Origin of the sequence: Enterobacter mori LMG 25706 (assembly GCF_000211415.1) — a bacterium.
GTDB classification, from domain to species: Bacteria; Pseudomonadota; Gammaproteobacteria; order Enterobacterales; family Enterobacteriaceae; genus Enterobacter; species Enterobacter mori.
Window position 1 is genome coordinate 347,419 of the sequence record NZ_GL890775.1, and the last position, 12,852, is coordinate 360,270.

11 protein-coding genes are annotated in these 12,852 nt (G+C 60.0%); 6 read left to right on the plus strand and 5 right to left on the minus strand.

Annotated features, from left to right (window positions below; translation table 11 throughout):
* Nucleotides 1-2: 2 nt before the first annotated feature.
* Nucleotides 3-1,571: an ABC transporter substrate-binding protein gene (locus tag ENTMO_RS0106675; RefSeq protein ID WP_010428366.1), complete on the minus strand. Its 1,569-nt coding sequence runs from the start codon at nucleotides 1,569-1,571 to the stop codon at nucleotides 3-5.
* 201 nt (nucleotides 1,572-1,772) lie between these two features.
* Here ENTMO_RS0106675 and ENTMO_RS0106680 point away from each other — a divergent pair, with 201 nt between their 5' ends.
* Nucleotides 1,773-2,471, plus strand: a complete 699-nt coding sequence (locus ENTMO_RS0106680; RefSeq protein ID WP_010428367.1) for a GNAT family N-acetyltransferase — start codon at nucleotides 1,773-1,775, stop codon at nucleotides 2,469-2,471.
* 81 nt (nucleotides 2,472-2,552) lie between these two features.
* On the opposite strand, the gene betA is transcribed toward ENTMO_RS0106680, so the two are convergent.
* The 3 genes from betA to betI are packed head-to-tail and all read right to left on the minus strand — an operon-like array spanning nucleotide 2,553 to nucleotide 6,304.
* Nucleotides 2,553-4,217 carry a choline dehydrogenase gene (gene betA / locus ENTMO_RS0106685; protein WP_010428368.1) on the minus strand — a complete coding sequence of 555 codons (1,665 nt, stop codon included), beginning with the start codon at nucleotides 4,215-4,217 and terminating at the stop codon, nucleotides 2,553-2,555.
* A 13-nt stretch (nucleotides 4,218-4,230) separates the two neighbouring features.
* Nucleotides 4,231-5,703, minus strand: coding sequence for a betaine-aldehyde dehydrogenase (betB, locus tag ENTMO_RS0106690; protein WP_010428375.1), 1,473 nt, complete (start codon nucleotides 5,701-5,703; stop codon nucleotides 4,231-4,233).
* Between the two features lie 13 nt (nucleotides 5,704-5,716).
* A complete protein-coding gene (gene betI / locus ENTMO_RS0106695) occupies nucleotides 5,717-6,304 on the minus strand; it encodes a transcriptional regulator BetI (protein ID WP_010428377.1) in 588 nt (195 codons plus the stop codon).
* Between the two features lie 128 nt (nucleotides 6,305-6,432).
* On the opposite strand from betI, the gene betT reads away from it, so the two are divergent.
* The 5 genes from betT to ENTMO_RS0106720 all read left to right on the plus strand — a co-directional run bounded on the left by betT (nucleotide 6,433) and on the right by ENTMO_RS0106720 (nucleotide 12,112).
* On the plus strand, nucleotides 6,433-8,466 hold the full coding sequence (betT, locus tag ENTMO_RS0106700) for a choline BCCT transporter BetT (RefSeq protein ID WP_010428379.1): 2,034 nt from the start codon (nucleotides 6,433-6,435) through the stop codon (nucleotides 8,464-8,466).
* 235 nt (nucleotides 8,467-8,701) lie between these two features.
* Complete coding sequence (locus tag ENTMO_RS0106705; protein WP_010428381.1) at nucleotides 8,702-9,613, plus strand: metal ABC transporter substrate-binding protein; 912 nt, start codon at nucleotides 8,702-8,704, stop codon at nucleotides 9,611-9,613.
* Between the two features lie 2 nt (nucleotides 9,614-9,615).
* Entirely contained in the window at nucleotides 9,616-10,422 is an 807-nt protein-coding gene (sitB, locus tag ENTMO_RS0106710) for an iron/manganese ABC transporter ATP-binding protein SitB (protein ID WP_010428383.1), read from the plus strand.
* Entirely contained in the window at nucleotides 10,419-11,276 is an 858-nt protein-coding gene (gene sitC / locus ENTMO_RS0106715; protein ID WP_010428392.1) for an iron/manganese ABC transporter permease subunit SitC, read from the plus strand. Before sitB ends, sitC begins: the two co-directional genes overlap by 4 nt.
* Nucleotides 11,273-12,112 carry a metal ABC transporter permease gene (locus tag ENTMO_RS0106720; RefSeq protein ID WP_010428393.1) on the plus strand — a complete coding sequence of 280 codons (840 nt, stop codon included), beginning with the start codon at nucleotides 11,273-11,275 and terminating at the stop codon, nucleotides 12,110-12,112. The genes sitC and ENTMO_RS0106720 overlap by 4 nt, the downstream gene beginning before the upstream one ends.
* Here the strand turns inward: ENTMO_RS0106720 and entD are convergent.
* On the minus strand, nucleotides 12,066-12,740 hold the full coding sequence (gene entD / locus ENTMO_RS0106725; protein ID WP_010428394.1) for an enterobactin synthase subunit EntD: 675 nt from the start codon (nucleotides 12,738-12,740) through the stop codon (nucleotides 12,066-12,068). The genes ENTMO_RS0106720 and entD overlap by 47 nt on opposite strands.
* Between the last annotated feature and the right edge of the window lie 112 nt (nucleotides 12,741-12,852).

Sequence of the window (12,852 nt, forward strand, 5' to 3'; positions counted from 1 at the left end):
GGCTACTTCGTAACGCGATCGTACCAGACCATATCCGCGTTCAGGCCCTGCTGATACCCCTTCACGCTATCGCGCACCACGATCTGGGTTTTGCCCTGATCGACGAACACGTACGGCGAATTCTGCTGCAGCTGTTCCTGCATTTTCTTGTACAGATCCAGACGCTTCGCCGGATCCGGCTCGGCAACCGCCGCCAGCGTGGCTTTGTTCCGATCCGGAATTTTCCAGCCGTTCAGGCCGGCCACGGTGCTGGATTTACCGTCGTTCCACGCGAAGGCGCTAGCGTTGGAGTGCGCATCGAAGTAGTCCGGGATCCACAGACGAATGGCCGCCTGATGCTGCTTCGCGCGCACGCGGGCATAGACCTGGCTACCCGCCGCAGGCAGCAGATCCACCTTCACGCCGCCCTGGGCAAAGCTCGCCTGCATCGACTGGGCGATGGTGATAAACGGCGGCTTGTTCTCCACGTCCAGCGTGAAGTGCGCGTCTTTAATGCCCGCTTTGGCGAGGATCGCTTTCGCCTTCGCCGGGTCAAATTTAAACGGATTGTCTTCCAGCGCGCCCGGCAGACCGACCGGCAGGAAGCTCTGATGAACAAAATACTGGCCTTTCAGCAGGTTTTTGGTGATGCCTTCATAGTCGACCAGCCAGCGCGAGGCCTCCCAGAATGCCGGGTTGTTCAGCAGCGGGTTGGCGCTGTTGCCGGTGTTGAACACCAGGTAATTTTGCTCGGCGGACGGGATGCTCAGCACCTTCACGCCGGGCTTGCCGTCCAGGGCGCTAATCTGATCTGCCCCCAGATCGCGCGCAACGTCCGCGTCACCCTGCTGGATCAGCAGGCGGCGGGAGGCCGGATCGGGGACGTTTTTAATGATGATGCTTTTCAGCTTTGGTGCACCGCCGGGGGCGGAGTCGTTGGCTTCCAGCACGATGGCCTGATGCGGCTGATAGACGCGCATTTTGAACGCGCCGCTGCCCGCCGAGTGCATTTTCAGCCACGCGTTGCCGAAGTCGTTATCCTTCACGTTCGCCGCAACCTGCTTTTCATCCACGATGGAGGCAATCGGCGTGGAGAGAATATTCAGCGCCACCGCCGGGCTGACGTCCGCCGTCCAGTGAAGCTGGAGGGTATGGTCATCCACCTTTTTCAGCTGGCTGGCGATGTTGCTGGCGTCCCAGCCCAGCACGTTCAGGATAAAGGCCGGGGATTTGTTCAGCGTCACGGCGCGGGTGTATGAGAAGATCACGTCTTCCGGGCGCAGTGGGTTGCCGGAGGCGAATTTTGCATCGGGCTTGAGCTTGATGGTCAGGATTTTTGCTGCCGCGTCGGCGTCCCAGCTTTCTGCCAGAATCGGGGTGATTTTTTCCGGGTTATCGCGGTCCGGTTGCACCAGGCGCTGATACAGGCTCGGCACGGTTTGGATGCTGGAAAGCTCGTTGGCTTCGGCCGGGTCGAGGCTCACGATGTCATCAAGCCCCTGCGCGACAACCAGCGTGTTGGGCGGAGTAGCGGCGTGGGCAACGCTTGAGAGCGCAGCCAGCACCAGTAACGGCAGCAATTTTTTAGTCATAGCGATCCCTGAAGAAAATATATTGTGATTGTTTTATGCTCCGCTACGTTAGGTGGTCTCTGAAATTACGCAAAGTCGAAATTCAGCTTTCCTTATGCCTTCCGGGAATAATGCATGCGCTCGGGCTATTAAAATACGCTGCTTCTCGCCCGCTTTTTAACCTGCTATAACAAACTCCTTACCTTTCAGGGAGTCAACGCCGTGCCCGAAATCAATCAACATGGTCAAACCGTTAACGATATCGTCCCGGACTGGAAATGCGCCCGCGTGTTAACCCGCACGCCGCTTACCGGCCAGTACTGCCGTCTTGAGCCGTTGGATGCGGAGCATCACTCTTCAGATTTGTTCGAAGCCTATGCTCTGGGCGACGACAGCGACTGGACGTGGCTTGCCAGCACGCAGCCGGAAAGCGTGGAAGCGACCGCGCACTGGGTGCTGGGAAAGGTGCTGGACGATGACCTGGTGCCCTTTGCCGTGATCGATTTACGCACCGAAAAAGCGGTAGGGCTGGTGAGCTATATGGCGATCGAGCGGTTTCTCGGCTCGGTGGAAATCGGCCACGTCACCTGGTCGCGCAAGATGAAAGGCACCCGCATCGGCACCGAAGCGGTGTGGCTGCTGCTGAAAAACGCCTTCGAGCATAAGTACCGTCGGCTGGAGTGGAAGTGTGATTCGATGAATATCGCCTCGCGCAACGCGGCAGAGAGGCTGGGGTTTGTCTGGGAGGGACGGCTGCGCCAGAAGCTGGTGCGCAAAGGCCGCAACCGCGACAGCGATATGCTCTCTATTATTGACAGCGAGTGGCCGGAAAGGGACGCGGAGCTGCGCGCCTGGCTGGCGGCGGAGAATTTTGACGGGGAAGGGCGGCAGATTAAGCGGTTAGAGGAATTTCGGCAGTAATTTTCCCTCACCCTAACCCTCTCCCACAGGGAGAGGGAATAGGTTGTCACCCTCTCCCTGTGGGAGAGGGCATCAGGCAACTCAATGGCGAACCGGCGCCCCGTTCGCCACATAATACGCCGCCGTGCTCTTCGTCAGCGGCTCGCGCCCGCGAATGGCGTCGGCAATCTTCTCGCCAATCATGATGGTGGTGGCGTTCAGGTTGCCGGTGATGATTTGCGGCATGATCGACGCATCCACCACGCGCAGCCCTTCCAGTCCGTGAACGCGGCCTTCGCCGTCGACCACCGCCATCTCGTCGTAACCCATTTTGCAGGTGCCACACGGGTGGAAAGCGGTTTCGGCATGGTTGCGCACGAACTCGTCCAACTGCTCGTCGGTCTGGCACTCGACGCCCGGGCTGATTTCGCGACCGCGGTACTTGTCCAGCGCGGGCTGGTGCATGATCTCGCGGGTGATGCGGATCGCGTCGCGGAACTCCTGCCAGTCCTGCTCGTGGGACATATAGTTGAACAGAATTGCCGGATGCTGGTGCGGATCGCGGGATTTAATCCGCACGTGGCCGCGGCTCGGGGAACGCACGGAGCCGACGTGGCACTGGAAGCCGTGCTCTTTTCCCGCGTTCGAGCCGTTGTAGTTAATCGCCACTGGCAGGAAGTGGTACTGGATGTTCGGCCACTCGAATTCTTCGCGGCTGCGGATAAACCCGCCCGCTTCGAAGTGGTTGCTCGCACCCACGCCGGTGCCGCCAAACAGCCACTCCGCGCCAATCTTCGGCTGGTTCCACCACTGCAGGGCAGGGCAGAGGGAGACCGGCTCTTTGCATTCGTACTGGAGGTACATCTCCAGGTGATCCTGCAGGTTTTCGCCCACGCCGGGCAGGTCGTGTACCAGCGGAATATCGAACTGCTTCAGCAGCCCCGCATTGCCCACGCCGGAGCGCTGCAGGATCTGCGGGGAGGCAATGGCCCCTGCGCACAGCAGCACCTCTTTGTTCGCCGTCGCTTTGGATGGGATAGTGCTTTCGCCTTCCAGCCACTCGACTCCCACGGCGCGTTTGCCGTCAAAGACAATATGATCGGTCATGGCGTGTGTGCGGATGGTCAGGTTCGGACGCGGCTTCGCCTGGTCCAGATAGCCGCGCGCGGTGCTGGCGCGTCGGCCCTGCGGCGTCACCGTGCGGTCCATCGGCCCGAAGCCTTCCTGCTGATAGCCGTTGAGATCCTCAGTGCGCGGATAGCCCGCCTGCACGCCGGCTTCGACCATCGCTTCAAACAGCGGGTTCACGCCCGGTTTCGAGGTGGTGACGCTCACCGGGCCGTCGCCGCCGTGGTAGTCGTTCGGGCCCACGTCGCGCGTTTCCGCCTTGCGGTAGTAGGGCAGGCAGTTGAGGTAGCTCCAGTGTTCAAGGCCCGTTTCTTTGGCCCAGTTGTCCAGATCCATCGCGTTACCGCGGATGTAGCACATGCCGTTGATCAGCGACGAGCCGCCCAGCCCTTTGCCGCGTCCGCACTCCATGCGGCGGTTGTTCATATACGGCTCTGGCTCGGTTTCATACGCCCAGTTGTAACGCTTGCCCTGCAGCGGAAACGCCAGCGCGGCGGGCATCTGGGTGCGGAAGTCAAAGCGGTAATCCGGCCCGCCCGCCTCAAGCAGCAGGACGGTGGTATTCGGATCTTCAGTCAGTCGCGTTGCCAGTACGTTGCCGGCAGAGCCGGCCCCGATAATGATGTAGTCAAATTGCAAATAAACCTCCCGGTTAAAATATGGACTGGAATTTACCCATCTCAACCTGGATGGACTTCACCTGGGTGTAGCTCTGGAGCGTCATCACCCCGTTCTCGCGGCCAATGCCGGAGTGCTTGTAGCCACCCACCGGCATTTCTGCGGCGGATTCACCCCATGTGTTGATCCAGCAGATGCCCGCTTCAAGCTGATGAATGGCGCTATGCGCGCGGTTCAGGTCGGCAGTGACGATGCCCGCCGCCAGTCCGTAGTCGGTGTCGTTGGCGCGGCGGATCGCTTCTTCATCGGATTCATAGGAGAGGATGGACATCACCGGGCCGAAGATCTCTTCGCGCACGATGGTCATCTCGTCGGTGCAGTCGGTGAACACGGTCGGGGCGACCCACGCGCCGTTATCAAAGCCGTCACCCTTCAGCACGTCACCACCGCACAGCACGCGCGCGCCTTCCTCTTTGCCTTTGGCGATGTAGCGCAGCACGCTGTCGCGGTGCGGGAAGCTGACCATCGGGCCAAAGTTGGTGCGTTCATCGAACAGATCGCCCGCGCGGATGCGGCCCACGCGCTCGACGATTTTCTGCTCAAACGCGGCTTTAAATTTCGCGGGCACGAACACGCGGGTGCCGTTGGTGCACACTTGGCCGGAGCTGAAGAAGTTCGCCATCATGGCGATGTCCGCCGCGAGATCGAGATCCGCGTCGTCAAAAATAATGAGCGGGGATTTGCCGCCCAGCTCCATCGTCACCTCTTTCAGGGACGAGGCCGCCGAGTTGGCCATCACCTTCTTGCCGCTGGCGACGCCGCCGGTAAAGGAGACTTTGGCGATGCCCGGATGCTCGGTCAGGTACTGGCCGGTCTCCGCACCCACGCCCGGCAGGACGTTAAACACGCCGTCCGGAACGCCCGCTTCGGTGTAGATCTCGGCAAGCTTCAGGGCGGTGAGCGGGGTCACTTCGCTCGGCTTGAAGATCATCGCGTTGCCCGCCGCCAGCGCCGGGGCGGATTTCCACAGGGCGATCTGGATCGGGTAGTTCCACGCCCCGATGCCCGCCACCACGCCCAGCGGCTCGCGGCGGGTGTAGACGAATGAGGTCTCACGCAGCGGGATCTGGCTGCCTTCCAGCGCCGGGATCAGCCCCGCGTAGTATTCCAGCACGTCCGCGCCGGTGACGATGTCGACGGTTGAGGTTTCGGAATACGCTTTACCGGTGTCGAGGGTTTCCAGCTTCGCCAGTTCGTCGTTGCGCTCGCGCAGGATATCGACGGCGCGACGCAGAATGCGCGAGCGCTCCATGGCGGTCATCGCCGCCCAGATTTTTTGCCCGCGCTGTGCGCTTTCCACGGCGCGATTGACGTCTTCTCTTCCGGCGGCCTGTACGGTCGCCAGAACTTCACCGTTGGCCGGGTTGATGGTCTCGAAGGTGCGACCGCTGGTGGCGGATGTATAACCACCATTGATATAAAGCTGCTGTTCTGCCATTCGGGACATAAATCCTCCTCGGTTATTCGGTCGGTAAATGCTGGCTGATAAAGTGGCTGGTAAGCGACTGGGCCAGCGTCTTATCCAGCGGTTTGCCGCTCAGCGCGGCGCGCAGCCATAGGCCGTCAATCAGCGCCGCCAGCCCATAGCCCGCCTCTTCGGCCTGTTCGCGGGGCAGCTCGCGGCGGAACTCGTACACCAGGTTCGACAGAAGACGGCGGCTGCTCACCTGCTGCAGGCGGTAGAGCATCGGCTGGTGCATGCTGCTCGCCCAGAAGGCCAGCCAGGCCTTCATCGCCGCGCCGCTGGTCTGGGTTTCATCAAAGTTGCCGCCGACAATGGCCTGCAATCGCTGCTCCGCGCTGGCGTCCGGCAGGGCGTGCAGACGACTCAATACCGCGTCGCGAAGCTGGCCGGTGATGTCGCGCATGGTCGCTTCCAGCAGACCGTTTTTGTCTTTGAAGTAATGGCTGATGATCCCCGTGGAAACGCCCGCCCGACGGGCGATCTGCGCGATGGTCGCGTCATGCATTCCCACTTCATTAATTGCTTCCAGCGTGGCGTCGATAAGCTGCCTGCGCCGGATTGGCTGCATCCCCACTTTGGGCATTTTTGCCACTCCATTCATCAGCGTTGGTAATACATTAAAGCGGTTTTTGATTGGACGTTCAATATAAAATGTGTCTTAATTGTTGCGGATTTGGATTTCAATAGTTACAAAAACAGTGGGGATACTGGATGACAGACCTTTCACAGGACAGAGAAAAAGACAAAATCAACCCGGTCGTTTTTTATACTTCCGCCGGGCTGATTTTGTTGTTTTCCCTGACGACGATCTTCTTTCGTGATTTTTCTGCCGAGTGGATTGGGCGCACCCTGAACTGGGTGTCGAAGACCTTCGGCTGGTACTATCTGCTGGCGGCGACGCTCTATATTGTCTTCGTGGTCTGCATTGCCTGCTCGCGCTTCGGTTCGGTGAAGCTCGGGCCAGAGCAGTCCAAGCCCGAGTTCAGCCTGCTGAGCTGGGCCGCGATGCTGTTTGCCGCGGGCATCGGCATCGACCTGATGTTCTTCTCCGTGGCGGAACCGGTCACGCAGTATATGCAGCCGCCTGAAGGGGCAGGGCAGACGATGGAGGCCGCGCGCCAGGCGATGGTCTGGACGCTGTTCCACTACGGTCTGACCGGCTGGTCGATGTACGCCCTGATGGGCATGGCGCTCGGATACTTTAGCTATCGTTATAATTTGCCCCTCACCATCCGCTCTGCGCTGTATCCGATTTTCGGGAAAAAAATTAACGGCCCGATTGGCCACAGCGTCGACATTGCGGCGGTGATCGGCACCATCTTCGGTATCGCGACGACGCTCGGGATTGGTGTGGTGCAGCTCAACTACGGGCTGAGCGTGCTGTTTGATATCCCGGATTCGATGGCCGCCAAAGCGGCGCTGATTGCGCTCTCCGTCATTATCGCCACCATTTCGGTGACGTCTGGCGTTGATAAGGGCATCCGCGTGCTGTCCGAGCTGAACGTGGCGCTGGCGCTGGGACTGATCCTGTTCGTGCTGTTTATGGGCGACACCTCGTTCCTGCTCAATGCCTTAGTGCTCAACGTGGGCGACTACGTGAACCGCTTTATGGGCATGACGCTGAACAGCTTCGCCTTCGACCGCCCGGTAGAGTGGATGAACAACTGGACGCTGTTCTTCTGGGCGTGGTGGGTCGCGTGGTCGCCGTTTGTCGGCCTGTTCCTCGCGCGCATTTCGCGTGGCCGCACCATTCGTCAGTTCGTAATGGGTACGCTGATTATCCCGTTCACCTTTACCCTGCTGTGGCTGTCGATTTTCGGCAACAGCGCGCTGCACGAAATTATCCACGGCAATGCAACCTTTGCGCAGGAAGCGATGGCGCCCCCGGAGCGCGGCTTCTATAGCCTGCTGGCGCAGTATCCGGCGTTTACTTTTAGCGCTTCGGTGGCGACCATCACTGGCCTGCTGTTTTACGTCACCTCGGCGGATTCCGGCGCGCTGGTGCTGGGCAACTTCACCTCGAAGCTGAAGGACATCAACAGCGACGCGCCGAACTGGCTGCGCATCTTTTGGTCCGTCGCCATCGGACTGCTGACGCTCGGCATGCTGATGACCAACGGTATCTCTGCGCTGCAGAACACCACGGTGATCATGGGTCTGCCGTTCAGCTTCGTGATCTTCTTCGTGATGGCCGGGCTGTATAAATCGCTCAAGGTGGAAGATTACCGCCGCGAAAGCGCCAACCGCGACACCGCGCCGCGACCGCTGGGGGCGCAGGATCGCCTGAGCTGGAAGAAACGCCTCTCACGCCTGATGAACTACCCCGGCACGCGCTATACCCGACAGATGATGGAGACGGTGTGTTACCCGGCAATGCAAGAGGTGGCGCAGGAGCTGAAGCTGCGCGGTGCCTACGTAGAGCTGAAAAACCTGCCGCCGGACGAGGGCGAGAACCTGGGACACCTGGATCTGCTGGTGCACATGGGCGACGAGCAGAACTTTGTCTATCAGATCTGGCCACAGCAGTATTCCGTTCCCGGCTTTACCTCCCGGGCGCGCAGCGGGAAGTCGACCTACTACCGGCTGGAGACCTTCCTGCTGGAAGGGAGCCAGGGGAATGATTTGATGGATTACAGCAAGGAGCAGGTGATTACGGACATTCTGGATCAGTATGAACGGCACCTGAACTTTATCCATCTGCACAGGGAAGCGCCGGGGAATAGCGTGATGTTCCCGGATGTTTGATTGATGACAAACATTTGTCATTAACAATTCAGCCGTCTTTCTTGCCGGGTAGCGCTGCGCTTACCCGGCCTACAAAACTGCTTTTCGGTAGGCCTGATAAGCGAAGCGCCATCAGGCTCGCCTTTCATTGACACAACTTTAATGATAACCATTTTCATTTAAATATAGCCTGTGCTATACCTTATAGCACGGGCTAATTTTGCTTTGAATTTAATCACCTCAGGAGACTTCTGCGATGCACCCACGGCAAGGATTGAAGCGTCTGTTGCTCGGCGCGCTGCTCATGACTGCGACCACGACCGGCGCGCTGGCGGCTGAAAAGTTTCAGGTTATCACCACCTTTACCGTTATCGCTGATATGGCGAAAAACGTGGCGGGTGACGCCGCAGACGTGACGTCCATCACTAAGCCGGGCGCTGAAATTCACGAGTATCAGCCCACTCCGGGCGATATAAAACGCGCACAGAAGGCGCAGCTGATTCTGGCGAACGGCATGAATCTGGAACTCTGGTTCCAGCGCTTTTATCAGCACCTGAACGGCGTGCCGGAAGTGATTGTCACTAACGGCATTACGCCGATGGGGATCGGCGAGGGGCCGTATAACGGCAAGCCCAACCCGCACGCGTGGATGTCGCCGGACAACGCCCTGATTTACGCCGATAACATCCGCGACGCGCTGGTGAAGTACGATCCGGCCAACGCACAGACCTATCAGCGCAACGCTGAAGCCTACAAGCAGAAGATCACCGCCACTCTCGAACCGCTGCGTAAGCAGGTGGCGGAGATCCCGGAAGACAAGCGCTGGATGGTAACCAGCGAAGGTGCCTTCTCCTATCTGGCGCGGGATCTGGGGATGAAAGAGCTTTACCTGTGGCCGATCAACGCCGATCAGCAGGGCACGCCCCAGCAGGTGCGCAAGGTGATCGACCAGGTGAAAAAACATCATATCCCGGCGGTGTTCAGCGAAAGCACGGTCTCCGATAAGCCCGCGCGTCAGGTGGCGCGGGAAACCGACACCCACTACGGCGGCGTGCTGTACGTCGACTCACTGAGCGCGGAAAACGGCCCGGTGTCGACCTATATCGATCTGCTGAACGTCACCACCCGCACGCTGGTGCAGGGCATCCGTGACGGCATGAAGGAGTAACCATGCACGAGGGGATTGTTGTCTCAGACGTCACCGTGACCTACCGCAACGGCCACACGGCGCTGCGCGACGCGTCGTTCAGCGTGCCGGGCGGATCGATTGCCGCCCTGGTTGGCGTGAACGGTTCCGGCAAATCCACGCTGTTTAAGGCGGTGATGGGCTTTGTGCGGGCGGCGAGCGGCACTATCACCATTCTGGGGCTGCCGCCTCACCGGGCGCTGCGCCAGAACCTGGTCGCCTACGTGCCGCAGTCGGAAGAGGTTGACTGGTCGTTTCCGGTGCTGGTCGAAGATGTGGTGATGATGGGCCGCTACGGGCACATGGGGTTTCTGCGTCGGCCCAAAGATCGCGACAGACAAATCGTGACCGACGCCCTGAAGCGCGTGGATATGCTCGAGCTACGCCATCGGCAGATTGGCGAGCTGTCCGGCGGGCAGAAGAAGCGCGTGTTTCTGGCCCGGGCGATTGCCCAGCAGGGCGAGGTGATCCTGCTCGACGAGCCGTTTACCGGCGTGGACGTCAAAACCGAAGCCAGGATCATCAGCCTGCTGCGCGAGCTTCGCGACGAGGGCAAAACGATGCTGGTCTCGACCCATAACCTGGGCTCGGTCTCGGAGTTTTGCGATTACACGGTGATGGTCAAGGGCACCGTTCTGGCGAGCGGCCCGACGGAAACCACCTTTACCGCCGAAAATCTCGAGCGCGCCTTTAGCGGCGTGCTGCGCCATGTGGTGCTCAGCGGCTCGGAAGATCGCATTATTACCGACGATGAACGCCCCTTCGTGACGCACCGACAGGAGGCAAAATGAACGCGCTTCTCGAACCCTTCGGCTACGAGTACATGCTCAACGCGATGTGGGTCTCGGCGATGGTGGGCGGGCTGTGCGCGTTTCTCTCCTGCTATCTGATGCTTAAAGGCTGGTCGCTGATCGGCGATGCACTGTCGCACTCCATTGTGCCCGGTGTGGCGGGCGCTTACATGCTCGGGCTGCCGTTCTCGCTGGGGGCGTTTCTGTCGGGCGGGCTGGCGGCGGGCAGCATGCTGTTTCTCAACCAGCGCAGCCGCCTGAAGGAGGATGCCATCATCGGGCTGATCTTCTCCTCCTTTTTCGGGCTCGGGCTGTTTATGGTCTCGCTCAACCCGACCTCGGTGAACATTCAGACCATCGTGCTCGGCAATATTCTGGCTATCGCCCCGGAGGATATCGTTCAGCTGGCGATTATCGGCGTGGTGTCGATGGTTATCCTGCTGTTCAAATGGAAAGATCTGATGGTGACCTTTTTTGATGAGAACCACGCCCGCGCCATCGGCCTGCGTCCTGAACGCCTGAAAATCCTCTTCTTTACCCTGCTGGCGGTCTCTACCGTGGCGGCGCTGCAAACCGTCGGTGCGTTTCTGGTGATCTGTCTGGTGGTCACCCCCGGCGCGACCGCGTGGCTGCTGACCGACCGCTTTCCGCGCCTGCTGATGATTGCGGTCGCCATTGGCAGCATCACCAGCTTCCTCGGCGCGTGGGCCAGCTACTATCTGGACGGCGCGACCGGCGGCATTATCGTCGTGGCCCAGACGCTGCTGTTCCTGCTGGCGTTCGTCTTTGCGCCGCAGCACGGGCTGCTCGCCAGCCGCCGTCGGGCGCATCAGACGCAGGAGGCACAGCCATGATGGCGCTGCTTCTCGACCCTTTCCAGTTTGCGTTTATGAACAACGCGCTGCTGATTTCACTTCTGGTGGCCGTGCCCTGCGCGCTGCTGTCGGTTTTTCTGGTGCTGAAAGGCTGGGCGCTGATGGGCGACGCCATGAGCCACGCGGTGTTTCCCGGCGTGGTGCTGGCGTGGATGATGGGCCTGCCGCTGGCGCTGGGGGCGTTTGTAGCCGGGTTGTTCTGCGCGGTCGCCACCGGATACCTGAAGGATAACAGCCGAATCAAGCAGGATACGGTCATGGGGATCGTGTTTTCCGGCATGTTCGGCGCGGGCCTGATCCTTTATATCGCCGTCAAACCCGAGGTGCATCTCGACCACATTCTGTTCGGCGATATGCTGGGCATTAACGGGATGGACATTCTGCAAAGCGGGATCGTGGCGGGGCTGATCGCGCTGGTGATTGGCCTGAAGTGGCGCGACTTTCTGCTGTTCTGCTTTGATTACCAGCAGGCGCAGGTGAGCGGGCTGCGCACCCGCTGGCTGCACTACGGCTTACTGTGCATGGTCTCGCTAACCATCGTGGCGACGCTGAAGGCGGTGGGGATTATTCTGTCAATTTCGCTGCTGATTGCCCCCGGCGCGGTGGCGGTGCTGATCACCCGACGCTTCCACATGGCGCTGCTGGTCGCGGTCGCCGTTTCAGCCCTCGTGTCGGTAAGCGGTGTATATGCGTCGTTTTATCTCGACAGCGCGCCTGCGCCGACCATCGTAGTGCTGTTCGCAATGGTGTTTATCGTGACGTTCGGGGTCACCAGCGTGAAGGCCCGTCGGCAGGAGAGCGTGACAGCAGGGTGATCGCCTGTTCACCCTGCTGTTGCCAGTGAAGGGTGAAGGCTGCGCCTTCGTTAAAGCCTGCCAGTTGATGAGTCAACGCCAGCGTAAGCGTCTTATCGTCAAGCTTTGTCACCCGGGCGCTGTCAAACCCCATATAGGCCTGCACCCGTGGAAAGAGGGCTTTAAACAGGCTCTCTTTGGCGCTAAACACCAGCGTCAGTGCAAGGGCGAACGGGTATCCCGAGCGGGAAAGCACAGGCTCTTCCTGCACATCGATGATCCCATCCTTTATTTCTCTGGCTTCGTTTTCGGGAAGTATCGCTTCGCAATCGATGCCGATAAGCGCCTGTCGCTCATGGACCACGACCGCCATGGCCTGCGTGCCGCTGTGGGTGATGCTACCGGAAATACCGTCCGGCCAGAGCGGTTCGCCGCTGGTGCCGATGCCGGGAATGGGGTGATCCGGTAAGGCGTGCGCGGCGGCGATGCGTCCGGCAAGATGGTCGGTTTTGCGTTTGCGTCCGGCGTGTGAAAGCTCAGCGTGGTGGGGGAGCCAGAGGAGATCGGCGTCGGTGAAGGTGGCGGGGTCGAAGGTAATGCGGTGGACGGTGAGGTTGGCGAGAGCAAACGTGCGGTGGGTGGTGTGCATGGGATTTCCTTTATCAACGAATAGTGCGGCCTGATGCCCTCACCCCGGCCCTCTCCCACAGGGAGAGGGAGCAAACACTAAAAACGGCAACAGGGTTGCTGTTTTGCTTTTA